The organism is Streptomyces rishiriensis (assembly GCF_030815485.1).
Classification (GTDB): Bacteria; Actinomycetota; Actinomycetes; order Streptomycetales; family Streptomycetaceae; genus Streptomyces; species Streptomyces rishiriensis_A.
In genome coordinates this window covers 7,262,217-7,286,635 of the sequence record NZ_JAUSWV010000002.1, presented here as the reverse complement: position 1 = coordinate 7,286,635, position 24,419 = coordinate 7,262,217, and the positions used below count along the sequence as shown (strand labels likewise).

General features: G+C 72.0%; 25 protein-coding genes, 1 tRNA gene and 1 riboswitch. Of the genes, 5 read left to right on the top strand and 21 right to left on the bottom strand.

Translation table 11 applies throughout. From position 1 onward, the window contains the following. Positions 1-66: 66 nt before the first annotated feature. The 13 genes from QF030_RS34780 to QF030_RS34725 form a co-directional block, all read right to left on the bottom strand. Complete coding sequence (locus QF030_RS34780; protein ID WP_307166521.1) at positions 67-1,215, bottom strand: LLM class flavin-dependent oxidoreductase; 1,149 nt, start codon at positions 1,213-1,215, stop codon at positions 67-69. Next, the gene (locus tag QF030_RS34775) at positions 1,208-2,314 is read right to left on the bottom strand and encodes an LLM class flavin-dependent oxidoreductase (protein WP_307166520.1); all 1,107 of its coding nucleotides are present in this window, start codon (positions 2,312-2,314) and stop codon (positions 1,208-1,210) included. The genes QF030_RS34780 and QF030_RS34775 overlap by 8 nt, the downstream gene beginning before the upstream one ends. Beyond that, the gene (locus QF030_RS34770) at positions 2,311-3,687 is read right to left on the bottom strand and encodes an NtaA/DmoA family FMN-dependent monooxygenase (protein WP_307166519.1); all 1,377 of its coding nucleotides are present in this window, start codon (positions 3,685-3,687) and stop codon (positions 2,311-2,313) included. The genes QF030_RS34775 and QF030_RS34770 overlap by 4 nt, the downstream gene beginning before the upstream one ends. A gap of 19 nt (positions 3,688-3,706) precedes the next feature. Beyond that, entirely contained in the window at positions 3,707-4,906 is a 1,200-nt protein-coding gene (locus QF030_RS34765) for an LLM class flavin-dependent oxidoreductase (RefSeq protein WP_307166518.1), read from the bottom strand. A gap of 118 nt (positions 4,907-5,024) precedes the next feature. Then, positions 5,025-5,111 carry a putative leader peptide gene (locus QF030_RS40690; protein ID WP_373428937.1) on the bottom strand — a complete coding sequence of 29 codons (87 nt, stop codon included), beginning with the start codon at positions 5,109-5,111 and terminating at the stop codon, positions 5,025-5,027. Between the two features lie 176 nt (positions 5,112-5,287). Next, positions 5,288-6,313 (bottom strand): ABC transporter substrate-binding protein, encoded by a 1,026-nt coding sequence (locus QF030_RS34760; protein WP_307166517.1) that lies wholly within the window; start codon positions 6,311-6,313, stop codon positions 5,288-5,290. Positions 6,314-6,380: 67 nt separating this feature from the next. Further along, positions 6,381-7,184, bottom strand: a complete 804-nt coding sequence (locus QF030_RS34755; protein ID WP_307166516.1) for an amino acid ABC transporter ATP-binding protein — start codon at positions 7,182-7,184, stop codon at positions 6,381-6,383. Beyond that, complete coding sequence (locus tag QF030_RS34750) at positions 7,181-8,161, bottom strand: amino acid ABC transporter permease (RefSeq protein WP_307166515.1); 981 nt, start codon at positions 8,159-8,161, stop codon at positions 7,181-7,183. Before QF030_RS34750 ends, QF030_RS34755 begins: the two co-directional genes overlap by 4 nt. Positions 8,162-8,371: 210 nt before the next feature. Next, the gene (locus QF030_RS34745) at positions 8,372-8,521 is read right to left on the bottom strand and encodes a hypothetical protein (RefSeq protein ID WP_307166514.1); all 150 of its coding nucleotides are present in this window, start codon (positions 8,519-8,521) and stop codon (positions 8,372-8,374) included. 33 nt (positions 8,522-8,554) lie between these two features. Beyond that, positions 8,555-8,673, bottom strand: a riboswitch (SAM riboswitch). A gap of 67 nt (positions 8,674-8,740) precedes the next feature. Next, positions 8,741-9,634: a glutathione S-transferase C-terminal domain-containing protein gene (locus QF030_RS34740; RefSeq protein ID WP_307166513.1), complete on the bottom strand. Its 894-nt coding sequence runs from the start codon at positions 9,632-9,634 to the stop codon at positions 8,741-8,743. Between the two features lie 558 nt (positions 9,635-10,192). Then, positions 10,193-10,693 carry a DoxX family protein gene (locus QF030_RS34735; RefSeq protein ID WP_307166512.1) on the bottom strand — a complete coding sequence of 167 codons (501 nt, stop codon included), beginning with the start codon at positions 10,691-10,693 and terminating at the stop codon, positions 10,193-10,195. 242 nt (positions 10,694-10,935) lie between these two features. Next, a complete protein-coding gene (locus tag QF030_RS34730; RefSeq protein ID WP_307166511.1) occupies positions 10,936-11,865 on the bottom strand; it encodes a carbohydrate kinase family protein in 930 nt (309 codons plus the stop codon). A gap of 40 nt (positions 11,866-11,905) precedes the next feature. Then, positions 11,906-12,592: a class II aldolase/adducin family protein gene (locus QF030_RS34725; protein ID WP_307166510.1), complete on the bottom strand. Its 687-nt coding sequence runs from the start codon at positions 12,590-12,592 to the stop codon at positions 11,906-11,908. A gap of 58 nt (positions 12,593-12,650) precedes the next feature. Here QF030_RS34725 and QF030_RS34720 point away from each other — a divergent pair, with 58 nt between their 5' ends. Next, positions 12,651-13,307, top strand: coding sequence for a TetR/AcrR family transcriptional regulator (locus QF030_RS34720; protein WP_307166509.1), 657 nt, complete (start codon positions 12,651-12,653; stop codon positions 13,305-13,307). Positions 13,308-13,432: 125 nt separating this feature from the next. Beyond that, positions 13,433-13,792, top strand: a complete 360-nt coding sequence (locus QF030_RS34715; RefSeq protein WP_307166508.1) for a hypothetical protein — start codon at positions 13,433-13,435, stop codon at positions 13,790-13,792. A gap of 75 nt (positions 13,793-13,867) precedes the next feature. Here the strand turns inward: QF030_RS34715 and QF030_RS34710 are convergent, their stop codons facing one another. Both QF030_RS34710 and QF030_RS34705 read right to left on the bottom strand, forming a co-directional pair. Continuing rightward, positions 13,868-15,463 (bottom strand): GMC oxidoreductase, encoded by a 1,596-nt coding sequence (locus tag QF030_RS34710; RefSeq protein WP_307166507.1) that lies wholly within the window; start codon positions 15,461-15,463, stop codon positions 13,868-13,870. A 176-nt stretch (positions 15,464-15,639) separates the two neighbouring features. Further along, complete coding sequence (locus tag QF030_RS34705; protein ID WP_307166506.1) at positions 15,640-16,572, bottom strand: cyclase family protein; 933 nt, start codon at positions 16,570-16,572, stop codon at positions 15,640-15,642. 210 nt (positions 16,573-16,782) lie between these two features. On the opposite strand from QF030_RS34705, the gene QF030_RS34700 reads away from it, so the two are divergent. Next, a complete protein-coding gene (locus tag QF030_RS34700) occupies positions 16,783-17,217 on the top strand; it encodes a DUF6325 family protein (protein WP_307167798.1) in 435 nt (144 codons plus the stop codon). 13 nt (positions 17,218-17,230) lie between these two features. Further along, positions 17,231-18,979 carry a cation:proton antiporter gene (locus QF030_RS34695; protein ID WP_307166505.1) on the top strand — a complete coding sequence of 583 codons (1,749 nt, stop codon included), beginning with the start codon at positions 17,231-17,233 and terminating at the stop codon, positions 18,977-18,979. A gap of 3 nt (positions 18,980-18,982) precedes the next feature. Here the strand turns inward: QF030_RS34695 and QF030_RS34690 are convergent, their stop codons facing one another. From QF030_RS34690 to QF030_RS34670, 5 genes are all read right to left on the bottom strand, one after another. Then, complete coding sequence (locus QF030_RS34690; protein ID WP_307166504.1) at positions 18,983-19,546, bottom strand: gluconokinase; 564 nt, start codon at positions 19,544-19,546, stop codon at positions 18,983-18,985. Next, a complete protein-coding gene (locus QF030_RS34685) occupies positions 19,543-20,592 on the bottom strand; it encodes a cytochrome d ubiquinol oxidase subunit II (protein ID WP_307166503.1) in 1,050 nt (349 codons plus the stop codon). The genes QF030_RS34690 and QF030_RS34685 overlap by 4 nt, the downstream gene beginning before the upstream one ends. Then, entirely contained in the window at positions 20,589-22,043 is a 1,455-nt protein-coding gene (locus tag QF030_RS34680) for a cytochrome ubiquinol oxidase subunit I (RefSeq protein WP_373428848.1), read from the bottom strand. Before QF030_RS34680 ends, QF030_RS34685 begins: the two co-directional genes overlap by 4 nt. 46 nt (positions 22,044-22,089) lie before the next feature. After that, positions 22,090-22,929 carry an SDR family oxidoreductase gene (locus tag QF030_RS34675; protein ID WP_307166502.1) on the bottom strand — a complete coding sequence of 280 codons (840 nt, stop codon included), beginning with the start codon at positions 22,927-22,929 and terminating at the stop codon, positions 22,090-22,092. A gap of 355 nt (positions 22,930-23,284) precedes the next feature. Further along, on the bottom strand, positions 23,285-23,716 hold the full coding sequence (locus tag QF030_RS34670) for a DUF7144 family membrane protein (protein WP_307166501.1): 432 nt from the start codon (positions 23,714-23,716) through the stop codon (positions 23,285-23,287). Between the two features lie 245 nt (positions 23,717-23,961). Between QF030_RS34670 and QF030_RS34665 the strand changes: the two genes are divergently transcribed. Continuing rightward, positions 23,962-24,243, top strand: a complete 282-nt coding sequence (locus QF030_RS34665) for an SHOCT domain-containing protein (protein ID WP_307166500.1) — start codon at positions 23,962-23,964, stop codon at positions 24,241-24,243. Positions 24,244-24,304: 61 nt separating this feature from the next. Here the strand turns inward: QF030_RS34665 and QF030_RS34660 are convergent. After that, a tRNA-Pro gene (locus tag QF030_RS34660) sits at positions 24,305-24,378 on the bottom strand. Positions 24,379-24,419: the final 41 nt, after the last annotated feature.

Sequence of the window (24,419 nt, the reverse complement as noted above, 5' to 3'; positions counted from 1 at the left end):
CGCGGCGACGAGGCCCGCCGCGCCGAGAACGATCGCGTACGTGCGGTCCGTGGGAACGCCGGTGCATCAACTCGTCCGGGAGGAGTGCCCCCTCCTGCGCCATTCCTCGGCGAGGAGTTCGTAGGAGCGGACGCGGTCGGCGTGGTCGTGGGTGATGGTGGTGACGAGCAGTTCGTCGGCGTCGGTGGCCTCCTGAAGCTGCTCCAGGAGGTCGGCGACCCGGGCCGGCGAGCCGACGAACCGGGTGTCGATGCGGTCCTGGACCAGCGCCCGGTCCTCGTCGGTCCAGGTATGGGCGCGCGCTTCCTCCGGTGTCGGGAACTGGATCGCGCCCTCGGCGGTGCGGATGCTGCGCACCCAGAGGCCGTAGCCGGTGGCGAGTTCGCGGGCGCGGGCGTCGTCCTCGGCGACGACGACATCCGCGGAGACGCTGACATAGGGCGCGTCGAGGACTGCGGAGGGCTTGAAGCGGGCCCGGTAGCCGTCCACCGCCTCGAGGACGGTGGCCGGACTGACGTGGTAGTTCGCGGCGAAGCGCAACCCTCGTGCGCCCGCGACCTCGGCGCTCTGGCCGCCGCTGCTGCCCAGGATCCACACGTCGACGTCGGCGCCCTCGCCCGGTACGACATGCGCCTCGATGCCCTCCGGTGAGCGGTAGGTGCCCGCCAGCAGGGCGAGGATGTCGTCGATCTGCTCGGCGTAGTCCTGCGATTGCGCGTTCGGCAGCAGAAGCAGCCTGCGGTGCAGGGCGATCCGGGGGGAAGCGAGGAGCCGTTCGAAGGAGAAGCGGGGCGGGATCAGCAGTCCGTTCGGGGCCCGGCCGTCGACGACCGGGGTGGCCGCGGCCGGCCGGCTCTGCCGCTCGCCCGGCGGACGGCCGCCCGAGCGGCCCAGGCCGAGGTCGAAGCGGCCGGGGTGCAGCGCGTCGATCAGGCCGAACTCCTCCACCGTGGACAGGGCGGTGCGGTGTCCGAGTTGTACGGCGCCGGAACCGAGCCGGATGGTGGAGGTGGCGGCCGCGGTCAGGGCCAGGACCACGGCCGGGGACGTGCCCGCGACGCCGGGGTTGAGGTGGTGCTCGGCGAACCAGTAGCGGGCGAATCCGAGGCGTTCGGTGTGCCGGGCCAGGTCCACGGAGTTGCGCAGGGCGTCCGCGGCCGTCGATCCCGAGGAGATCGGGACCAGATCGAGAACGCCGAGGGGGATGTCAGGCACGGACCGGCTCCTCGGTGGTCGACGGCGTGGTGGTCGACGCCGTCGGAAGCACCGGCCCCCAGTCGAACGGCGGGTCCGGTATGTCCTTGCGAAGCACGGACGCCACCTCCGACTGGAACAGCTCCAGCGAGTCGCGGTGCCGGGTGTCGTCGAGGCCGCTCGCGTCGGCCTGCACATGCAGCGTCGTGTGGCCGAGTCGTTCGTGGTAGCGGTGCACCTTGTCGATGACCTGCTGCGGGCTGCCGATCAGGGCGGAGCTGCGTTCGACGAAGTCCTCCAGCGTCTCGAAGACGACGGGCAGTCCGGCCTGTCTCTGGAAGGCGAGCGTGCCTTCGAAGACCGGCCGGTAGGCCTCGACGGCCTCCTGGGAGGTGCGCGCCACGTGCAGTCCGGCCGAGCCGGCGCCGACCGCGAGGGCGGCCGGGTCGTGGCCGTGGTGCTCCCAGCGTTCGCGGTAGTGATCGATCAGCTCGGCGTAGGGCTCGATGGGATGGGTGACGTTCGCCGAGAACAGCGGGTCGCCGTAGCGGGCGGCCAGGTCGACGGACTCCTTGCTGGTGGCGCTGCCGTGCCAGACCCGGACGGGCTGCTGGTACGGCCGGGGCCACACTTCCGCGTCCGTCAGTTCCGGTCGGAAACGCGTGGCCGCGGTGACCTTGCCGTTGCGCCAGATCCGGCGGAACACCTCGTAGCTCTCGGCGTTGCGCGCCCACTGGTCCTCGGGCGTGACGTGGAACAGCTCGCGCTGGGCGGCGCCGTTGCCCTTGCCGATGATCAGCTCCAGGCGGCCGCCCGAGAGGTGGTCGAGGGTGGCGTAGTCCTCGTAGGCGCGGACCGGGTCGAGGAGACTGAGGGTCGTCACGGCGGTGAAGAGCCGGATGCGGCGGGTGAGGGCGGCGATGTGGCTCAGCACCACCGGCGGGGAGGAGGAGATGAACGGCCGTTCGTGCCGCTCCCCCACGCCGAAGCCGTCGAAGCCGAGCTCCTCGGCGAGCAGGGCGTTGTCGAGCACCTCGCGGAAGCGGTCCTGGGTCGGCTTGCGGACGCCGGTGACCGGGTCCGGACGGTGCACGATCAGGGTGATGGCGAGGAACTTCACGAGGCCACCCGTTCGGTGCGGCCCGCCTCGTCCGGGTGGGCGAGGCCGAGGTGGTCCCTGAGCGTGGTGCCCTCGTACTCGGTGCGGAAGACGCCCTGCTCCTGCAGGAGCGGGACGACCTTGTCGGCGAAGGCGTCGAGGCCGCTCGGGGTGATGTGCGGGACGAGGATGAAGCCGTCGGCGGCGTCGGCCTGCACGTACTCGTTGATCGTCCTGGCGACGGTCTCCGGGGAGCCGACGAAGTTCTGCCGGCTGCCGGTCTCGATGACCAGGTCGCGGATCGACCAGTTGTTGGCCTCCGCGAGCGCACGCCACTCGCGGGCCGTGGCCAGCGGGTCGCGGTACATCCGGACCTGGGCGCGGCCGCGCGCGATGTGGTGCTCCCCGAGGTCCGGGTCGATGTCCGGGAGGGGGCCTTCCGGGTCGTAACCGGACAGGTCCCGGTTCCAGACGAACTCCAGGTGCTTGAGGGCGGTGGCGCCGCTGACCTGCTGGCGGCGCACGTCCTTGGCGATCTCCTCGGCCTCGGCGTCGGTGTCGCCCAGGACGAAGCTCGCGGCGGGCAGGATCAGCAGCTGGTCGGCGCGTCGGCCGTACTTGGCGAGGCGGGACTTGACGTCGGTGTAGAAGGCCTGGCCGGCGTCGAGGGCCGCGTACCGGCTGAAGATCGCGTCGGCGGACGAGGCGGCGAACTCGCGGCCTTCGTCGGAGTCCCCGGCCTGGAAGATCACCGGACGGCCCTGGGGGCTGCGCGGGACGTTGAACCGGCCCTGGATGTCGAACTGCCGGCCCTCGTGGACGAAGGCGCCGGCCTTGGCGTCCCGGAGGAAGATGCCGGTGCTCTGGTCGGCGACGATCTCGTCGCCCTGCCAGGAGTCGAAGAGCTCGCCCGTGGTGGCGAGGAACTCCTTGGCGCGGGCGTAGCGTTCGTCCTGCGGGAGGTAGCCGCCGCGACGGAAGTTCTCGCCGGTGAAGGCGTCCCAGGAGGTGACGACGTTCCACGCGGAGCGGCCGTCGGAGAGGTGGTCGAGGCTGGCGAACTGGCGGGCCACCTCGTAGGGCTCGTTGAAGGTGGAGTTGATGGTGCCGGTCAGGCCGAGGCGCTCGGTGACCGCGGCGAGCGCGGCGAGGATCGTGAAGGTGTCGGGGCGGCCGACCACGTCCAGGTCGTAGATCTTGCCGCCCTGTTCGCGCAGGCGCAGCCCTTCGGCGAGGAAGAGGAAGTCGAACTTGGCGCGTTCGGCGGTCCGCGCGAAGTGGGCGAAGGAGCTGAACTCGATGTGGCTGCCGGCCCGCGGATCGCTCCACACGGTGGTGTTGTTGACGCCGGGGAAGTGCGCGGCGAGATGGATCTGCTTCTGGGGCTTGCTCATGGTGGGGTCTCCCTCCCGCTCAGACGGCGGCGTAGCGGTTGGCGGGGCGGGGCAGGCCCAGCAGCCCGCGCAGGGTGTCGGCCTCGTAGGCGCGCCGGAAGGCGCCGCGGCGCTGGAGTTCGGGGACGAGTCCCCGGGTGATGGCGGGGAGGTCGTGGCCGGCGACGGCGGGGCGCAGCCGGAACCCGGTCAGTCCGGCCGCCTGGAAGTCCTGCAGCAGATCGGCGAGTTGGGCGGGCGAGCCGGCGAATATGCGGGCGTCGCTGCGGTACTCCTCGCCGGCGAGGGTGTCGAGTCGGTCGCGCCGGGCGGCGGCCTCGGCCGGGTCGTCGTCCAGGAACACCACCAGGTCCGCGAAGACGTGCAGCGGCTCGGCCGTCCGCCCGGCCCGCTCCTGTTCGGCGCGGATCTCGGCGATGATCGCCCTGGCCTGGCCGGTGTCGTGCGGGGTGACGTACCCGACGTCGGTGGAGCGGGCCACCAGCCGGTAGGGGACCGTGTCGTGCGCGAGGGCGGTGACCAGGGGCTGGCCCTGTGGCGGGCGGGGGGTGATGGAGGGTCCCTTGACGCTGAAGCGGCGGCCCTCGAAGTCGATGTAGTGCAGTTTGTCGCGGTCGACGAAACGGCCCGTCGCCACGTCCCGGATCTCCGCGTCGTCCTCCCAGCTGTCCCAGAGGCGGCGCAGGACCTCGACGTAGTCGGCGGCCTCGTCGAACAGGTCGGTGACCAGCTCCTGGGTGGCGGGGTCGTCGTAGGCCCCGATCCGGGGGATCGTGCGCCGGCCGAAGTGGGCGGCCTCGGTGGGGCGGGCGGTGATCTGCACGCGCAGGCCGGCCCGGCCGGTGCTGACGTAGTCGAGGGTGGCGATCGCCTTGGAGAGGTGGAACGGCTCGGTGTGCGTGGCCACCACGGTCGGCACGAGGCCTATGTGATGGGTGAGCGGGGCGACGCGGGAGGCGACGAGCACCGCGTCGAGGCGGCCGCGGACCTGGTCGACGCGGTCGTCCGGGTCGAGGAAGTGGGAGGACTGCGGGCCGAGGCCGTCCTCGATCGTCACGAAGTCGAGCAGTCCGCGCTCGGCCTCGGCGACCAGGTCTGCCCAGTATCCGGCGGTGAACAGCTCACGGGGTCGGGCGACGGGCTCGCGCCAGGAGGCGGGGTGCCAGCCGGTGCCGTCCAGAGCGACGGCGAGATGCAGCGAGGAGGGGGTCGAGGACACGAGAGTGCCTTCCTGGAGGTCCGTACGGATGCGCCGGCCCGCGCGCGGGGCCTGCGCGGGTACACGGCGGGGTGCGAGCGCGGCGGAGCGGGGTCCCCTGCCTGAGGCAGACGGAGGGTCAGGAGCGACAGAGCGCGCCGGCCACGCGCTGGAGGTCGATGTGGGGCCGGGAATGGAGGTGGACGGCACGGCGTATGTGGGTCACGTCCGCGTCTCCCTCCTGCCGGGCGCCGAGCGGCGCGCCTCTCACATCTCGTCGTCAAGGGAACGCCTGGAGATCGCCGGATGTTCCCGGGGGCCGGTCCGACACGACGGGGCCGGCGATCTCCACGGCGTCACGGACGCTCGGTCCGCTTGCGCTCAGGGCCTCATGACCGTGCGTCAGGAGTTGTCGAGGGGCAGTCCGGGCGGGTTGATCTCGGACTTGGCGACGGCTTCGTTGGAGAGGTTGTAGGCCGCCAGCCACTTGGCGTACTGCCCGGTCTCGATGAGGTGGTTGATGGCGTCCGCGACCGGCTTGGCGAGGCCGCTGTCCTTCTTGGCGGTGGCGGCGATCAGGCCCTGGAGCGTCTCGCCGGCGCCGGAGAAGGTGCCGGCGTTGCGCGTGGCGCTGGCCGTGCCCGCGGTCTGGGAGACGTTGTAGGCGATGCCGGGGTTGGGGCCGAAGTACGCGTCGATCTTGCCGCCGGCCAGCGCCAGGTAGATGCCGTTGCGGTCCGGGTAGTACTTGACGGTGAGCTTCTTGCCCTCGGACTCCAGCTTCTTCTTCCACTCCAGGAGGATCTTCTCCTGGTTGGTGCCGGAGCTGACCGTGACGGTCAGTCCGGCGAGATTCTCGTAGTCGCCGTCGAAGTTCCACTTGCTGGACTTCTTGACCTCCCAGCCGAGGTTGTCCTGGCGGTAGGAGGCGAACTCGTACTTCTTCTTGCGCTCCTCGGTGTCGGTGATGTTCGAGAAGCCGACGTCGACCTTGCCGCTGTCGATGCCGACGAAGAGGTTCTCCCAGGTGAAGTTCTTCGTCTCGGGCTTCAGGCCGAGGACCGCGGCCACCAGGCGGCCGAGATCGGGCTCGGCGCCGGTGAGGGTCTTCTGGTCGTCGCCCACGTACGCCAGCGGGGCGAAGCCGGAGGGCAGGGCGCCGATGCCGATGTTCAGCTTGCCGCTCTTCTTGATCGCGTCGGGCAGTTCGGCGCTGATGGACTTGACCTCCGAGACCTTCAGGGCGGTCTCCTTCGCGGCGCCGTTGGACACCCGGCCGATGGTCACGCTTCCGGCGGCGGCGCTGTCGGTGGTGGCGGCGGCCTCGCTGTCACCACCGCAGGCGGCGAGCCCGGTGGCGAGGGTGGCGACCGCGGTCGCCGCGGTGATGCCGCGGATCAGGCTGCGTCGGGTGAAGTGGGCAGACATGGCAGTCCTTCGTGACTCGGAGGGTGGTGAGGTGGGGCGTGGGGGGAGGTCGTGGGGCGTGTCGGTGTCAGAGCACCTTGCTGAGGAAGTCGCGCGTCCGCTCGTGCCGCGGCCTGTCGAGGACCTCGCCGGGCGGCCCCTGCTCGACGATCTTCCCTTCGTCGATGAAGACCACCCGGTCGGCGACCTCACGGGCGAAGCCGACCTCGTGGGTGACGATGACGAGCGTGGTGCCGCTGGTCGCCAGGTCCTTGATGACGGCGAGCACCTCGCCGACGAGCTCGGGGTCGAGGGCGGAGGTGGGCTCGTCGAAGAGGATGACGCCGGGGCGCAGCGCGAGGGCGCGGGCGATGGCGACGCGCTGCTGCTGGCCGCCGGACAGCTGCCGGGGGTAGGCGCCGGCCTTGTCGGCGAGGCCCACCCGGTCCAGGAGTTCGCGGGCCAGTTCCAGGGCGGCGGGCTTGGGAAGTCTGCGGGTGGCGACCGGCGCGGCGGCGACGTTGTCCAGCACGGTCAGGTGCGGGAAGAGGTTGAAGTTCTGGAAGACGAAGCCGATCCGGGCGCGTTGGGTCAGGATGGTCCGTTCGCTCAGCTCGCGCAGCCGGTCGCCGTGCCGGCGGACGCCGATCGGCTCGCCGTTGATGCTGACATGGCCGACCTCGGGCTTCTCCAGGTGGTTGATGACCCGCAGCAGGGTGGACTTGCCGGAGCCGGACGGGCCGAGGATCACGGTCACCTCGCCGGGCCGCACGGTCAGACTCACCCCGTCCAGGACCCGGTGGGCGCCGTACCACTTGTGCACGTCGTGCACCTCGACGGCGGCGGGCACGATCCCGGCGGTGTCGGCGCCGAGCACGGTCTTGGCGGTCATACGGCGGCCTCCCGGCGGATGCGGGCCCGCAGGTCGGTGAGAGCGGTCCGCAGTTTTTGCAGTGGCGTCGGCGGCAGGGAACGCGTGGCGCCCCGGGCGTAGTACCGCTCGACGTAGAACTGGATGACCGAGACGACGCTGGTCAGGACCAGGTACCAGACGGTGACGACCAGCAGCAGCGGCACGATGTCACCGGGGTAGGTGGCCCCCATGGTCTGCACGGTGCCGAACAGGTCGAGCAGCGACACGTAGAAGACCAGCGAGGTGGCCTTCACCAGTCCGATCAGCTGGTTGACGTAGTTCGGCGTGATGGACCGCAGGGCCTGCGGGAAGACGATCCTCCAGAACTGGTAGCGCCTGGGCAGGCCCAGCGCGGCGGCCGCCTCGTGCTGGCCCTGGTCGACGGAGAGGATGCCGCCGCGGACCACTTCGGCGGCGTAGGCCGCCTCGTTGAGGCTGAGGCCGACGACGGCGATCACCATGTCGGTGGCCAGCCGGGACTCGTCGAAGCGGAAGAACGCCGGACCGAACGGAACGCCCACGCTGAGGGTTTGGTACAGCGCGCTGAAGTTGTAGAGGAAGAGCAGCACCACGATCAGCGGTATGGAACGCAGCGCCCATACGTAGGTCCAGCTCACCGCGCGCAGCACCGGGCTCTTCGAGAGCCGGGCGAGGGCCAGCAGGATGCCGCCCAGGAGGCCCAGTACCGCGCTCCAGGCGGCGACTTCCAGGGTGATCAGCAGTCCGTCGAGGATCACCGGCCGCAGGAACCAGTAGCCGAAGCGGTCCCACTGGTAGAAGGGGTTGGAGATCAGTCCGTGCGTGAACTGCGCCACCAGGACCAGGGCCACGGCGGTGGCGATCCACCGGCCGGGCTTGCGCAACGGCTGGACGCGCTGGGCGGTGAGCTTCTCGGACGGGACGTCGATGGCGGGCGCGGCCTCGGCGAGGGTCACGGCGCCTGGGGGTTCACTCATGAGGGGCTCCGGCGGAGTCGGACACCCCGAGTCACCGCGGACGTGCGTGGCCGGACGCGCTTTTGCGGGGCGGCGGGAACCGCTCCGCGGGCGCGAACGGGGCATGGCGCACGGATGCGTACAGGAGACCGGGGTGGGGCGGACAACGGCACACCGCTCGGGCGGTGTTCGTCAGGAACGCGGCGGCTGTGCTGCGGGGGAGGGGTTCGTTCAGCCCCGACAGCGGGCGCGGCCCGGTGCGGTACACAGTGCGCTGTTCACACGCAGGAGGTCGACGGCGCGGTTGGCGACGAGGATGTCGAGGTACGGCCGTACGCAGCCCGCGGGGCGGCGGGACGCCGTCCGAAGAGCTGCGTACATGTCCGTCACCGTCACTGTTCCGGCCCCGGGGGGCCCTCGCGCTTACCGATACGTCATTCCGAAACGTCGGTCCGGTCGTCACCTGGGGCACCTCACCGCGGAGCGAGGGTTGCCGGTCAGCCAGCCAGGGCTTGTCGCTGACGCTCTTGACCGTTCTGGGCCGTAAGTAAGGCAGTTGCCCGAACGAATGTCAACGCCTGTCCGGTGGATGGACCGGGGTCAGGGCCGGTTGACCTGCGATCGGGCAGCCGTACCGTCCGCGGCGTGGCTCTCCCAGTCCAGGATCTGGACAGCGGCGCCGGCGGCCTCCAGGCCCTGACAACGGGCGTGGTGGCGACGGGCGATGGCGTCCAGGTCGAGGTGGGCGCCGAAGGCCGGGTGGGCGGCCAGCCGGCGGGCGTAGGCCCACAGGGCGGGGTGACCGGCGATGCGGTGCACGGCGGCCGCGTCCAGGTGATGGCGGTGCACGGTGTCGAGCTGTACGAGGGCGACCCACAACTCGACGTCGGCCGCCGTGATCTGATCACTGATCAGGTGCTCGTGAGCGCCGAGCCCCCGCTCCAGCACGCCGAGCGTGGTGAGCAGCGTGTCGAGGGCGGCGGCGCGCTCCGCCGCCTCGGCGTCGGCCGCTCCGGCGCGCTGGGCCGCCTCCTCGATGCCCTGGGCGCACATCCGCTCGACGGCCTCGATCTCCGACTCCGCGCCGCAGGGGTACAGCGCGGGCCGGCCGCCGCCGAAGTGCCGGGCGAGGTCGCGGGCGATGTCGGGGCCGTGGCTGCTGACGATGCGTCCCGACCAGTCGTCGCTGAGCACCGGCGCGAGGGCGGGCCCGGTGTACCGGTGCGCGCTGGCGTCGTACAGCGGGCGCAGCGCCGAGTGGCCTCCGTCGGGGCAGTCCGGGACGGCGGACAGGAAGGTGACCGGGCAGGCCCTTTCCAGGCCGAGGAGGCTGTGGGTGACGGCGATGCGCAGACAGTCGGGGTCGGCCGTCGCCAGGTGGAGGCGGTAGCGGCGCGGCACAGCGTAGTGGCCGCTGCGCGCGTCCCGCCCGATCCGGCCCCGGAAGGCGGCGGGTCGGGCGGACAGGTGGGCGGCCAGTGGTGTGACGGACATGACTCTCCCCGGAGGCGGGACGCACGGGACGTGCGCGCGGCGGATGCGACGTCGAAGAGGGAGGCGCGGACCACGTCCGCGCGTGCCGGGTGCGTCCGCGGGACGCCGCCGGTGCGGTTCGGCGCGGGGCAGGCCCGGCTCAGTCCTGTGACCTGATGGCGCTGCACACACGCTTCAGGTCGATGTGACGGCGTGAGGTGAGAAGGGGCGACGACCACGCCGTGCGGCTCGCTCGGCCGGTGGTCGGCTCCTGTCGCCCCATCGTTTCCCTACCCGTTCACTAGGATTCCCGGATCGAGTGTCGATCCGCCCCGAGCCTCCGTCAAGGGGGCGTCCACCAGGTGAGTACCGCCGGCTCCCGGGGGCGTGCCGGGTGGGTGTGCGGCTCGGGGGCGCTCGGCCGGCGGCGGGCAGCGCCCCGAGTGCGGCGAAGGGCCGGCGCGGCGGGCCGTCCGGCCCGGTGGAGCGTCTCGGAGCCGTTTCGTGGAGCCGGCGGGCCGAGGGCGTCCCCCGGGCCACCGGCCGCACGGACGGCACCGCCGCGCAGGGGGCGCCTCCTCAGCTCTCCTTCCGGGGGCGCCAGAACACGGCCAGCAGACCGGCCGTCGCGGCGACGCCCACCCCGAGCACCACACCGGCGCCCGTCCATCCGGTCACACCGATGTCCGCGGCCTCGTCCACCGCGTACTCCCCCGGCCCCCACACACCCAGCGCCACCGCGAGGACGCCCAGGACGAGGACGTACTCGTAGCCCTCCTTGAACACGAAGAAGCCGTTGCGGCGGTGGGCGAGCAGACCCGCCACCAGCATCACGGACAGCACCGCCGCGCAGGCCAGTGAGGTGAGGAAGCCGGCCAACAGCAGGACGCCCGCGCCGAGTTCGGTCAGGACGCTGAGCCACGCCTGGAGTCTCGGGCGGGTGAGTCCGAGCCCGCCGAACCAGCCGGCGGTACCGGATATGCCGCCTCCGCCGCGCCAGTGGTTCCAGCCGTGCGCCAGCATCACCACGCCGAGCACGCCCCGTACGAGCAGCAGTGCGGTGTCCGAAGCCTCACTCATCGCCATGTCCCCTTCTCCGTCGGCGGCGCCCCTGCACCCGGGCGCCGCTCAACGAGAAAGGGCGAGCGGCGTGCGGGTGGGGCGAGAGCGGTACGGCGGACGCCGGTGTCGTGCCCCGGGCCCACCTGCTCGTGGCGTACCACCCCTGGGGCCCCGGCGAACATGGTGCGGGCGGGGCCGCCCGGTCGGAAGCCCGGGCGCGGCTCGCACGACTGCGCCGCGCCGGTCCCCCGGGCCTGCGCTCAGGTGCGGGACTTGGCGGTCGCGGCGAAGGCGTCGGCGGCCGCGAGGTCGAAGTCGCCGTGGTCGCTGCCGAGCCCCTGCGCCACGAGGGCGGCGGCGGCGCTGCCGAGCACGGCGGCGTCGCTCGGCGTACGGCCCAGGCTCACGCCCCGCAGATAGCCGGCCGAGAAGGCGTCGCCGCAGCCGGTGGTGTCGACCACGTCGACCACGAAGGCGGGCACCGGTTCCGCGCCGTCCGCGGTCACCACGAGCGCGCCGTCGCCGCCGCGCGTGACGGCGACGACGCCCGCACCGGCGGCCAGGAGCTTGCGCGCACCCGTCAGCAGGTCGCTCTCGCCGGTGAAGCCGAGGACCTGGTCCTCGTTGGGCAGCAGATGGTCGATGTGGGGCAGCGCCGCCTCGATCTGCTCGAAACTGCCGAGGACACCGGGGGCGAGCAGGTCCACGGAGGTGACGACGCCGTGTTCCCTGGCGAACGACAGGATGCGCGTGGCGACCTCGACGCCGATCAACTCCGGTCCGCCCAGGTGCAGATGGTCGGCCTCGGCGAGGGCGTCCCAGGGGACGTCGTCGAGGCCGTAGGTGATGTTGGCGCCGAGCAGGTGCAGCGAGGGACGGTCGCCGTTGGGCCGGATCGGCAGCACGCTCGCCGAGGTGGCGGTGTCCGTGCGGCGGACGAGATGCTCGGTGTCGACGCCGGCCCGGTCCAGCAACCGCACCAGCAGATCGCCGGTCGGGTCCGAGCCGATGGCGCCGGCACCGCGCACCCGCGCGCCCAGTTTGGCGAGGGTGAGCGCGGTGCCGCCGGCGGTCCCGGCGGCGGTCATCCGGATGTCGTCGACCAGGGTCGCGCCCTGGCCCTCGGGTATCTCCCGCACCGGCCGCACCAGTACGTCCAGGACGTGCACGCCCATGGTGAAGACCTTCATCGGCTTTCCCCCTTCGTCGGCCGGGCCTGCCTCGCCGGCTTCATCGGCTCTGTTCCTGCGCGGGTGCTGCGGGGTGGGTGGTGCCGTAGTCGCGGGCGATCGCGGCCTCGATCACCGCGAGTTGCTGCTGTTCGTCGAGGAAGCGGGGCCGGCCCATGGCGGCCGCGCGCTGGTAGACGCCGCAGGCCCATTCGAGGAGCAGGGCGTTCTCGACGGCCTTGTCGAGGGTCGTCCCATGGGTGACCGCGCCGTGGTTCGCGAGCAGGGCGGCACTGCGGCCGTCGAGCGCGGTGAGTACGGACTCGGCGAGTTCGGGGGTGCCGAAGGTGGCGTGGGGCGCGACTCGCACCGTGCCGCCGAGCGCGAGCAACTGATAGTGGATGCACGGCAGTTCGTCGAGCACGCAGGAGACCGCGGTGGCCATCGGAGCGTGCGTGTGGACGACGGCGCCGGTTCCGTAGCGGCGGTAGACCCCGAGGTGCAGCTCCAGCTCCGAGGTCGGGCGCAGGCTTCCGGCCACGATCTCGCCGTCGAGGTCGACCACGGTCACCTGGTCCGGGGTGAGTTCGGCGAGGACCGCTCCGGTCGCGGTGATCGCGACCCGGTCCCCGACGCGTACGCTCACGTTGCCGGCCGTGCCGATGAGGAGGCCTTCGGCCCCCAGACGCCGGCAGGCGTCCGCGACGGCGGCCCGTTCCTGACTCAGCGCCGAGCTTGAGGCGGTCATGGGCGCGAAGGTAGCGTAAACCTGAAACAAAGTCACGTTCATGTTAGGAGGCAGTTCCTTGGTCCAGGCGACCACGGGTCCCGACGGCGGCACTCCCCTGCGCCGCACGCCGCGGCAGGCGCGCAGCAGGGCGCGGCTGGCCCTGATGCTGGAGGCCGCCGAGCGCATCCTGGTCGGCGACGGCGTCGAGGCGCTCACCACGACGCGGGTGGCGGCCGAGGCGAAGGTGTCGGTCGGCTCGCTGTACCAGTACCTCCCCGACCGTGACGCGATCATCGACGCCCTCGCCGCGGGCTACTTCGCCCGCCTCGAAGAGGTCATGGACGATCTGGTCCGCACCGCGGCGCGTGAGCCGTGGGACGATCCCGTGGGCGTGCTCATCGACACGTTCGCCCACGTCTACCGCACCGAACACGGTTTCCGCGCCCTGTGGTTCGGCAGCGGACTGACCGAGCGGACGCGGGCCGCGGACCGTGAGCACAAGCGGCGGATGGCCGACGGGGTCCGCCGGGTGCTGCTCGCGCTGGGAGTCGCCCCCGACGACGAGACGCTCTCGCGGGCCTGCCACGCCGCGATCCTCGCCGCCGACGCCCTCGCCCAGGAGGCCTTCCGTCGCGACCCGGGTGGTGACACGGACCTCCTCGACGAGGCGAAGGCGATGCTGCGCTGCTATCTCACCGAGGTCGTCGCGCGCCCCACGCGGCGGCAGCCGTGACGGACGTCGGCGCGGCGGTGCCGACGGGGGCCCGAAAGTCCGTGGCGGCCGGGACGGACCGGCCGATACCGTCGGGGCCCGCGACCGACCGCACCGGCGGTCGCCCACACCCGGAGAGCGGTTCCATGACCAGCCGGCACCCCCGAGCCACCACGACCCTCTGGCGTCCCACCGGGCCCAGAGAGCTGGAACTGGTGCGCGAGCTCGGCTGGCGGGCCTGGCCGCCCCGGCTGCCCGAGCAGCCGATCTTCTACCCGGTCCTCGACGAGGACTACGCCATCAGGATCGCGCGGGACTGGAACGTCAAGCACGACGGCGCCGGCTATGTCACCCGGTTCCAGGTCGACTCCGCGTTCCTGAGCAGGTATCCGGTACGGCAGGCCGGCGGCCGGACGATCCTGGAACTATGGGTACCCGCCGAGGAGTTGGACGAGTTCAACGCCCATGTCGTGGGCTTGATCGAGGTGGTGCACGTGTTCCCGTGAGACCCGCTGCGAGGTCCGCGTGAAGTCCCGGCGGGCCTTCACCGGTGGCCGTCGGACGGGCCGGCCCGGCGTGCGTCAGGCCAACCGCTCCGCGAGGTGGTCGCCGACGCGCAGGGCGTTGGCGATGACCGTCAACGAGGGGTTGACCGCCCCGATGCTCGGGAAGAAGCTCGTATCGACGACGTAGAGGTTGTCCAGGTCGTGGGCCTTGCAGTGGACGTCGAGAGCGGAACCGGCGGGGTCGTCGCCGAAGCGGACCGTGCCCGCCTGGTGCGCGGTGGCGCCGATGGGCATGCCCTTGTGCAGATAGAGGCTGTGCGACAGGAGATGGTGTTCGTCCATGCCCAGGTGACCGAGCATGCCCTGGAGTCTGTGGCGCAGGCGGTCCAGTCCGGCGGTGTTGTTCTTCTCGTCGAGGGCCAGGTGGATGCCGCCGTCCCGGTCGAGGGTGACGCGGTTTCCGGCGGCGGGCAGATCCTCTCCGCACAGCCAGAAGTCGACCGCGTGGTGGGCGAGCACCTCGAAGGGCATGTCGGGGGCCACCGCCCCGGCCCAGCGGGGCGCTTCGCCGTGGATCTGCTCGGAGTCGGACTTGCCGAGCATCTGGATGCCCCCGAGGGGATAGTCCCAGTCGTCGGATCCCAGGTACCAGTCGTGCAGCGCCAGGGTCTTCTGGAACCTGGTGTCGTTCGGTTCCCTGGAAACGGCCATCAGGGCCAGGTTGTTGTGCCGCATGTAGTGCCGGCCCACCACGTCCGAGCTGTTGGCCAGTCCCCGCGGATGCCGGTCGTCGGCCGAACGCAGCAGCAGCGCCGCCGAGTTGACGGCACCGCAGGCGACCACCACGATGTCGCCGCGGAACTCCACGGTGGAGGCGTCCGGGTCTCCCGGCTCTCCGACTCTGGCGACGACCGAGGTGACGCTGCGGCCGGTCGCGTCCGTTTCCAGCCGCCGCACCTGCGCATGGGTGACCATCTCGACGTTGGGGTGTTCGAGGGCCGGGTCGACGCAGATGACCTGTGCGTCGGACTTCGCGCCGACCAGGCAGGGGAATCCGTCGACCCGGTCGCAGCGGATACAGGCGCTGTCGCGGGTGGCCCGGCCCCCGTCGTCCTGGGTGAGGTTCACCCCGATCGGGAGGTGGAAGGGATGCAGCCCCTGCTTCTCCAGGTCGTCGCTGAGGCGCTGGATGCGCGGCTCGTGCCGGACCGGCGGGTAAGCGTACTGGGCGCCGGCGGGTCCCTCGGTGGGGTCCTCGCCGTGCCGGCCGTGGACGAGGTAGAGATGTTCGGCCTGCGTGTAGTAGGGCTCGAGTTCCTCGTAGCTCAGTGGCCAGGCGGGGGACAGGCCGTCGTGGTGGCGGAGTTCACCGAAGTCCTCGGGGCGCAGCCGGAAGAGCGCGGCGCCGTAGAACTTGGTGTTGCCTCCCACGTAGTAGTTGACCTCGGGCGGGAACTGTCTCCCGTCCTTGTCGTACCAGAACTCCGGGGCACGGTACTTCCCCTTGACGAAGACCGCGGTGGAGTCCCAGTTGTCCCGTTCGCGGGGCAGATAGCCCCCGCGTTCGAGAAGGAGAACCCGTTTGCCGGTGGGGGCCAGCCGATGGGCGAGGGTGCCACCGCCCGCACCCGTCCCGATGATGATGACGTCGTAGTGCTGCGTCTCGGTCATGCCGGCCACCGTCCTCGGAGCATGCGCCGGACCCGCCGGGGAAGGGGCCGTCCGGCCCGGTCACCAAGGTATCTCCGGGCGATGTCCCCGGCGAGTCGGGCCGGTCGGGTGAGCCGGGACGGCGGGACGGCACGCCGCCTCGTGCGTGAACGTGAACGTGAACGGAACGACCGGCGTCACAGGATCGCGAGGGGGTTGACGGGAGAACCGGTGGCCGCGGGCAGCCGGAGCGGGGCGATGACGCAGAGGAACGACCAGCGGCCCTCCCGCGCGCAGAGGGGCGCGAGGTCCTCGAAGCGCAGATAGTCCAGCAGGTGCAGTCCCATGGCGTGGATGCCCAGCACGTGGACCGGGAACGCGACCCCGTGGACCGCGCTGGGCGCGCTGTCGTTGTTGCCGTCGCCGCCGAGCACGGCCGCCTCCCGCTCGGCCAGGAACTCCATGGCCGTCGGATGGAGTCCGGCACGGGCGCCGGCCACGTCCCAGGGGCCGAGCTCCTCGCGGCGCAGGCGGTGTCCTACCCGTACGAGCAGGATGTCGCCGCGGCCGACCCGGACCCCCTGCCGTTCTTCGGCGGCGGCGAGGTCCTCGGCCGCCACCTGCGCTCCTGGCTCGAGCCAGGGGACGCCGTGCAGCCGGGGGATGTCGAGGAGCACCCCGCGTCCGACGATGCCGTCGCGGGCGAGGTCGACGGACAGGGCGCTCGCTCCCTTCGGCGACAGCACGTCCCCCGCCGGCACCCCGCCGTGCAGAGTGCCGTCGTAGACGACGTGGCACAGGGCGTCGAGGTGGCTGTCCACGTCGCCGTGGACGTTCATGGCGAAGCGGTCGCGGGCGAACTCCAGGCCGCTCCCCCGGGGGCGGCCACCCACCGGAGAGGTGAGGCGGTGTTCGGCCGGTTCGGGGTCGTCGGGTGCGGTACGGGTGTTCACGGGAGAGGCGAGCGACACCGTGCGCCCCGACCGCACCTCGCGCACGGCGGCCCGAACGTGTTCCCCGGTGATCGTGTCCAGGGCGCCCCGGCGGGCGGCGCCGCCGGGGGAGGTGTCGCGCAGGCGCCGGTACAGACGCCGGAAGTCCGCCTCGCTCAGCTCGCCGGTCGTCCGCATGTCCTCACCCTCCGGCAGCTTCCGGGTCCCCGCACGCCGGATCGCTCGGGCCCGGCGACCCGGCGCGTCAACGAGTGGGCCGGCGGTGCGGGCGGGCACCGAGGTGCGGCCGCCTCCGTCCGATGCTGCAATGAAGTGCCAGGACAGGGCAACGCCGAACGCCATGACCACCCACCCAGGGGTGAAGCCGTGACCGAAGAACTCGTCGAAATGGGACCGATCGACTACGTCGTGGTCGAGTTCCCCGGAAACCGCATGACCGGTGAGGGCTTTCCGCTGCTGGTCGATCTGGTGGACCGCGGCCTCATCCGGATCCTCGATCTGCTGTTCGTCCGCAAGGACGAGGACGGATCCGTGGTCGGCCTGGAGATCGCCGACCTCACCGGCGACGGCGCTCTGGACCTGGCCGTCTTCGAGGGCGCCTCCTCGGGTCTGCTGGGCCAGGACGACATCGAGGAGGCCGGCGGCGCGCTGAGCCCCGGCAACTCCGCGGCGATCCTGGTGTACGAGAACCTGTGGGCCGCGCCCTTCGCCACCGCCCTGCGACGCGGTGGCGCGCAGCTGGTCGCCTCCGGACGGATCCCGGTACCGGCCGTACTGGCCGCGCTGGACGAGACGGACGACGCCCGGCCGCCGACACCGTAGGACACCGGCCGCGGTGACAGAAGACGAGGTGTTCCTCGGCCTCGGCCTGATCGTCGTGCTGGCCGTCGGCTCCCAGGTGCTGGCGAACCGTCTGCGTGTCCCCGCGCTGATCGTTCTGCTGCCCGTCGGCTTCACCGCGGGCGCGCTGACCGACGACGTCGACCCCGAGCGGCTTCTGGGCAGCACCTTCTCCCCGCTGGTCTCGCTGGCCGTCGCGGTGATCCTCTACGACGCCGGACTCGGCCTGGACCTGGGCGGGTTCAGGGGCCACACCCGCCGGGTCGTGGTGCGGCTGATCTGGTTCGGCGCGCTGGTCACCGGCGCTGCGGCGGCCCTCGTGGCCATGCCGCTGCTCGGGATGTCACAGGGCGCGGCGGTGATGCTCGGAGCGATCCTCGTGGTGTCCGGACCGACGGTCGTCGGCCCGTTGCTCGCCTTCGTCCGCCCCACGGAACGACTGCGGCGGATCCTCGTCTGGGAGGGGTCGCTGATCGATCCCGTGGGCGGCATCCTGGGGGCGCTGGTCTTCCACGCCGTCACGGCCGGCGGCCCCGGCGGCTTCGGCAGCCGGGTCGGTTCCTTCGCCGTCAGCACGGCGGTGGGGGTGGCCGGAGGCATCGTCGGAGCGGCTGTCCTGACGGTGGCGCTGCGCGGGTTCCGGCTCGGGGAGGTACTCGCCACCACGGTGCAGCTCGCCGCGGTGATCGGCGTGGCGGCCGCCTGTGACATCGTCCGGGACGACACAGGGCTCATCGCCGCCGTCCTGATGGGGCTGGCGGTGGCGAATCTGCCCGGCGGGGGCGCCACCGCCCGGCGGCCGTTCTTCGAGACCCTCGTGAATCTGGTCATCGGACTGCTGTTCATCTCCATCTCGGCCACCGTCAGCCCCCAGTCCCTGCGGCACGTGCTGCTGCCGACGCTGGGGCTCGTGGCGGTCCTGGTGTTCGCGGCCCGCCCCCTGGTCGCGGCCGTGTCGGCATGGCGAACCGATCTGACGGCCGGGGAACGGGGTTTCCTCGGGTGGATGGCCCCGCGCGGAATCGTGGCCGCGGCCACCGCCTCGACGTTCTCGGCGACGCTGGTCGACCGGGGCGTCGGTGGCGCCGCGAAGATCCTGCCGGCCACGTTCGTGGTGATCGTCGCCACCGTCACCCTGTACGGGCTGAGCGCGGCGCCGGTGGCCGGGCGGCTGGGTGTGGTGCGCCCGGCGCGTTCGCGGCCGCTGCTCGTGGGCGGCGATCCCTGGGTGGTCGATCTGGGACGGGCCCTGCGGTCGGCCGGGCTGGACGTGGTGATGTGGGCCGGGCGGGAGGCGGAACGGGACAGCATCCGGGGCGCCGGCATCGAACTCGCCCCGGGAGAGCTGTTCGCCGCGGCCACGGGCGAGGGCGCCGAACTCGAGGGCCTCACCGGAGTCCTGCTCCTGACCGGCGAGGACGACTTCAACGCCCTGGCGGCCACGCGCCTCCAGGGCAGCGTCGAGGGGACGGTCCACCGGTTGCGGCCGCCCGCGGAGAACCAGGGTGTCATCACGCCCTACGCGGGCGGCGAGGTGCTCTTCGATCCGGACCTGACCGGACCCGAACTGGCCCGTCGGCACGCCCGCGGTGCCCGGGTCGTGACGCATCGCTTCGACGGCGCCCTTCCGCCCGGACACCGGATGCTGTTCCTGGTGCGGGGTGACGGACGCCTCCTCGCCGTCACCCGTGCCGCCGGTCCGACGCCGCGGCCGGGAGACGTCGCCGTACTCCTGAGCGCCTGACCGTCAGCGGCCCGTGGACCGCCCGAGCGAGGCGACGGCGGCCCCCACCCGGGCGACAGCGGCCGCAAGGGCGGCCGTGGCGTCCACGGTCAGGCCCGGCTCGTCCGGTTCCAGGGGCTCCAGCGCCGCGAACTGCGAGTCGACCAGCCCGGCCGGCATGAAGTGACCGGTGCGCCGGGCCACGCGGTCGCGTGCGGTGTCCCGGTCCAGGGCGAGGTAGAGGCACCAGAGCCGGGCACCCGAGGCCGTCCGGAGTTCGTCCCGGTACGCCCGCTTGAGGGCCGAGCAGGCGACGACCAGCCCCTCCCCCGCCTCGGCGGAGCGCCGGATGCGGTCGGCCAGGGCACGCAGCCAGGGCGCGCGGTCCGCGTCGTCGAGGGCGTGGCCCGCGGTCATCTTGGCGACGCCGGCGGTGCTGTGGAAGTCGTCGCCCTCGACGAACGTCACTCCGAGCCGCTCGGCGACGGCCCGGCCCACGGTGGACTTCCCGGAACCCGACACGCCGACGACCAGGACGACCGGGGGCCCCTGCCCGGCTCCGCGCACCGGCTCGCCGCCGCCGGTCACGGGTTCTCGGGCTCCCGTCCGGCCGCCGTCCGCCGCAGGTCCGCCTCGGTGAGGGGCTGGAGGACCCCGGCGGTGTCCAGCCGGTAGAGCAGGACGAGGGGCGGTCCGACGAGCACCACGGCGACGGCCGTGACCAGCAGCAGCCAGCGCAGCGTCGTCGTCGCGCCGGCCGCCTCGGACACGGTCAGCGAGGTGGGGATGAGATAGGGCCGCTGGGCCAGCCCCCAGGCCACGACGGTGAGGGCCACGCTGCCGACGGCGGTGATCCTCGCCCATCCCGTGGCCGTGCGGTACAGCAGCCCGGCGGTGGCCAGCGCGCCGGCGACCGCGATCAGGACGAGAGCGAGGCCGGTCCCGCTGGTCAGCCCGTCGTGGACGTAGCGCGCGTCGTCGCGGGTCACGACCAGGCCCACGACCGCCAGGACGGCGAGGGCGCCCAGGCTGCACCAGGCCCGCAGCCGGAAGTATCCGACCAGGTCGGCGGCGTCGAAACGGCGGGCGTCGGCGGTGAGGAACACCGCCCCGAGAAAGGCGGTCGCGGCGACGGTCAGCAGGCCGGCGATCACGGACGTGCCGTTGGACCACGCCTCGGCCGACGCCTTCGTGCCGGGCGCGACCCGGCCGGTGGCCAGCCCGCCGACCGCCGCTCCGAGGAAGAACGGCGTCAGCAGCGAGGAGACGGCGAAGGCGGCGCCGTAGACCCTGCGCCCGGCGAGGCGCCGGGTGGGCTTGCGCAGGGCGAACCCGGCGCCGCGCAGGACGAGTCCCACGGCCGCCAGTGCCAGCGGCAGCCACATGGCCGTGAAGACCGTCTGGAACAGGACCGGGAAGCCGGTCCACATGATGACCAGGATGAAGACGAGCCAGACGTTGTTGGTCTCCCACACCGGTTCCATGGCGTGGTCGATGAGCCACCTCGGACGCCTGCCCCGCTCGGCGCCGCCCGCGAGCAGGTCCCAGAATCCGGCGCCGTAGTCCGTGCCGCCGGCGCAGGCGTAGGCGGTGACCGCGGCCAGCAGCACCCAGGCGACGGCGTCCTCGGTCATGCGGGGCCCCCGTCCCCGCCGCCGGTCGGGGACAACGGCCGCGGCCCGTAGGGGGTGTCGCCCTCGACGTCCCCGGTGCCGGCCGCCGCGAGAGCGCCCTCGTCGGCCAGCCGCCACCGTCCGCTCATCCTCCGCAGGACGGTCAGGAAGGCGCCGAACACGAGGACGTACAGCACCACGACGATGCCGAGCATCGTCCACAGGGTCGAGGCGCGCGCGTCCGTCACCGCCTCCGCGACCCTCATGTTCTGGTAGACGATCCAGGGCTGCCGGCCCACCTCGGTGGTGATCCAGCCGCATTCCACGGTCAGCAGACAGGCTCCGCCGGCCAGCGCCGCGCAGCGGAAGAACCACGGTGACCGGGGCAGGTCACGGCGGCGGAGCCAGCACCAGCCGTACCAGAGCGCGAGCAGGAGGAGCAGGCTCGCGACGGTCACCATGATGTCGAACGCCCAGTGCGCGATCGTGGCCTGGGTCGCCGTCGGGCGGTCGCCCGCCGGGACCGAGGACAGGCCCGTCACCTTGGTGTCCGTACTGAAACCGGCCAGGAGCGAGTCCAGTTGGGGGATCCTGATCCCGCCGGCGATCGTTCCGTCGGACCGCAGGCGTCCGAACATGTACTCCGGCACATGGGTGCCGGTCTTCCAGACGATCTCGGTGGCCGCGAACTTCACCGGCTGCTTGTGGAAGACGGAGCGGGCGATCGAGTCCCCGAGCAGGAACTGCACGGGCGTCAGGATCGCGGCGACGGAGAACGGCACGGTGAAGCCGAGCCGGTGGTAGCGGTCCCGGCGGCCCCGCAGCCAGCCGACCGCGTACACCCCGGCGACGACATAGCCGGCGGTCAGCACCACGCCCACCACGAAGTGCCAGTACTCCGGGCCGAACATCGGCGTGAAGATCGCCCGCCGTACGTCGACGTCCACGGGGTTGCCGGCCGCGTCGAGCGTGAAGCCGCGCGGGGTGTTCATCCAGGAGTTCGCGGCCACGATGCCGAACGCACCCATCAGGGCGGCCAGCGGCAGCGGCACGGCGAGCCAGAAGTGCGTCCACGGCTTCAGCCGGCGCCAGCCGTACAGGTAGATGGCGATGAGGATCGCCTCGAGGAAGAACGCCCAGGCCTCGACCCCGAAGCCGAGGCCGAAGACATCGCCCCAACGGCCCATCATCCCCGGCCACAGCAGCCCGAGTTCGAAGGAGAGGACGGTGCCGGTCACGATGCCGATGGCGAACTGGACGGCCATGACCGCCGACCAGCGCCGCGCGAGCAGCAGGGCTACGGCGTCACCCCTGCGCAGACCGCGGTAGTGCATCAGGAGGGTGACGGCGGGCAGGGCCACGCCGAAGGGCACGAGCAGGATGTGGGAGCCCAGGGTGAAGGCCATCAGCTCCCGGGCCGGCAGCAGTTGCGCGGGGCCGTCCGCCAGAACGTGGTCGATCGCGCTGTTCACATGGTCCTCGGTGGCTCGTCCCGGATGGCTGGGGGCGTGGCGGGTCTCAGCCGCCCGTGGCGAATCCGGGGAACAGCGTCATGCCGCCGTCGACGTAGAGCGTGGTCCCGACCACGTAGTCGAAGAGGTCGGAGGCCAGGGCGGCCACCGCGTTCGCGATGTCTTCCGGGTCGCCGACGCGGGCGTAGGGGATGAGCCGGAGAAGATCGGCCTCGGCCTCGGGGGTGTCCCAGGCGTCGCGGTTGATGGGCGTGCGGATCGCTCCGGGAGCGACGGCGTTCACCCGGATCCGGTGCGGCGCGAGCTCCTGCGCGAGGGTCGCCATGAGCATCTGCACCCCGCCCTTGGACGACGCGTAGTTCACATGGCCCGACCAGGGGATGATCTGGTGGACCGAACTCATGCAGATGATCTTCCCGGCGGACCGGGAGACCTCCGGGACGACCCCGCGCCGCATGAATTCCCTGGCCGCTTCGCGGGCGCACAGGAACTGTCCGGTCAGATTGACGTCCAGGACCTTGCCCCACTGGTCCAGGGTCATGTCGGTGACGGGGGCGTCCCGCTGGAGGCCCGCATTGGCGACCATGACGTCGATGGTCCCGAACTCCTCGACCATCCGGGCGACCATGTCGACGACCTGGTCCTCCTGCGACACGTCGGCCTCGTGCGCGTAGGCGCGGACACCGAAGCCCTCGATCTCGCGCACCACTTCCTCCGCGGCGTCCCGCCCCGCCACGTAGTTCACGACCACATCGGCGCCCACCCGCCCCAGGCCGATCGCCGTGGCCTTTCCGATGCCGGAATTCGCGCCCGTCACCAACGCCTTCTGCCCTGTGAGGAGCAGCGGGCCAAGGGGCCGGCGATCGTCGCTGCCGCTGGTTTCCACTCATGTCTCCCTGTGCGTGCCGACGCGGACATCCGGCGGATACGCAGACGAATCCGCCCGACAACGAAAACACGCGCGATCCGGTACGGCACGGTGGCGCCTGTCCCTCTCAGCCACCCGGGGTGGCCGCCCGCGCCGAACGGCCCAACGCCCGCCGCCCGGGTCGCGCGAACCGGGCGAACGGGCTGGCCGGACGGACCGGTCGAACGCGCCGCGCCCCAGGCGGTCGAACGCTCGGCGCGAAGGGGCCGGTCGAGGGCGCCGCGCGCCCGGGCTGGTCGAACGCGCCGCGCGCCCGGGTGGAACGCGCGACCTCGCGAACGAGCCGGTCGAACGCGCGGCGCGAACGGTCCGGCTACTCGGCGCGGGTCTCCCGCCCCGTCCCGATGCACAGCGCCCAGATGACGAAGGCGTCCACGGCGATCAGCACGATGGCCCAGACCGGCTGGTACGGCAGCCACATGAAGTTGGCGATCATCGACAGGCCGGCCACGGCGATGCCGACGACGCGTGCCCACACCGCGCCACGGAACAGAGCGGCGCCCGCGAGCGCGACCAGAACGCCGAGGACGAGATGGATCCAGCCCCAGCTCGTCAGGTTGAAGTTGTACGCGTAGTCGCGGGTGACGACGAAGACGTCGTCCTCGGCGATGGCGGCGATCCCCTGGAATATCGCCATCAGCCCACCGAAGATCATCATGACTCCGGCGAAACCGGTCCAGCCGGCCACCCACGCTCCGCCGCTCCTTGCCGTTCCGTGTCCGTGGTGCACTCCGGTAGCGGTCATCTGGGGCTCCTCCCACATACATCTCGCCACTGACATGTGGCCGTTCGGTTGCCCGGATTTCAGCTTGCCACGGGAAGCGCAAACCCGGCAGAACACCGGTATTCGCGCAGTTCAGCGCCGGGGCCGACATGCGGGGGGAATGCGACGGTGGTCCAATGGAGCTGTCCGGTGCGCTGCGCCGGCCGTCGCGCGTCGGCCGGAGCAGGCGTCTCGTTCACATGTCTCCGGCGAGAAAGGAAACCGCCGTGCCAGGTCTCCTCCGCGGGGTCGCCCGCACAGCCGTAGTGGCCGGCACCGCGACCGCCGTGTCGAACCGTGTGTCACGCCGCCAGCAGGGGCGCTGGGCGCAGCAGGACTACCAGGCGGTCCCGCAGCCGACGCCGGCCGCCGCTCCTCCCCCGGCCGCCCAGCCGGCCGACATGAGCAGCAAGATCGACCAGCTCAAGCAACTCGGTGAGCTCAAGGCCCAGGGCGTCCTCACCGAGGCGGAGTTCGAGGAGCAGAAGCGCAGGATCCTCGAGTCCTGAGACGACGAGAGGCTGTACCGGAACGGTCCGGTACAGCCTCCGCATCGGTGACTTCGTACAGTCGGGACGACAGGATTTGAACCTGCGACCCCTTGACCCCCAGTCAAGTGCGCTACCAAGCTGCGCCACGTCCCGAGGCGTTGCCGCGGCGGTGAGCTGCGGGAACGCGCGGGTAG

Bases quoted from the DNA above. Each gene is read 5' to 3' on its own strand.
- QF030_RS34750 (WP_307166515.1), bottom strand. From the start codon at position 8,161: ATGAGTGAACCCCCAGGCGCCGTGACCCTCGCCGAGGCCGCGCCCGCC.
- QF030_RS34710 (WP_307166507.1), bottom strand. From the start codon at position 15,463: ATGACCGAGACGCAGCACTACGACGTCATCATCATCGGGACGGGTGCG.
- QF030_RS34685 (WP_307166503.1), bottom strand. From the start codon at position 20,592: ATGACCGAGGACGCCGTCGCCTGGGTGCTGCTGGCCGCGGTCACCGCC.
- QF030_RS34755 (WP_307166516.1), bottom strand. From the start codon at position 7,184: ATGACCGCCAAGACCGTGCTCGGCGCCGACACCGCCGGGATCGTGCCC.
- QF030_RS34670 (WP_307166501.1), bottom strand. From the start codon at position 23,716: ATGACCGCTACCGGAGTGCACCACGGACACGGAACGGCAAGGAGCGGC.
- QF030_RS34730 (WP_307166511.1), bottom strand. From the start codon at position 11,865: ATGAAGGTCTTCACCATGGGCGTGCACGTCCTGGACGTACTGGTGCGG.
- QF030_RS34725 (WP_307166510.1), bottom strand. From the start codon at position 12,592: ATGACCGCCTCAAGCTCGGCGCTGAGTCAGGAACGGGCCGCCGTCGCG.
- QF030_RS34740 (WP_307166513.1), bottom strand. From the start codon at position 9,634: ATGTCCGTCACACCACTGGCCGCCCACCTGTCCGCCCGACCCGCCGCC.
- QF030_RS34745 (WP_307166514.1), bottom strand. From the start codon at position 8,521: ATGTACGCAGCTCTTCGGACGGCGTCCCGCCGCCCCGCGGGCTGCGTA.
- QF030_RS34735 (WP_307166512.1), bottom strand. From the start codon at position 10,693: ATGAGTGAGGCTTCGGACACCGCACTGCTGCTCGTACGGGGCGTGCTC.
- QF030_RS34715 (WP_307166508.1), top strand. From the start codon at position 13,433: ATGACCAGCCGGCACCCCCGAGCCACCACGACCCTCTGGCGTCCCACC.
- QF030_RS34705 (WP_307166506.1), bottom strand. From the start codon at position 16,572: ATGCGGACGACCGGCGAGCTGAGCGAGGCGGACTTCCGGCGTCTGTAC.
- QF030_RS34760 (WP_307166517.1), bottom strand. From the start codon at position 6,313: ATGTCTGCCCACTTCACCCGACGCAGCCTGATCCGCGGCATCACCGCG.
- QF030_RS34700 (WP_307167798.1), top strand. From the start codon at position 16,783: ATGGGACCGATCGACTACGTCGTGGTCGAGTTCCCCGGAAACCGCATG.
- QF030_RS34770 (WP_307166519.1), bottom strand. From the start codon at position 3,687: ATGAGCAAGCCCCAGAAGCAGATCCATCTCGCCGCGCACTTCCCCGGC.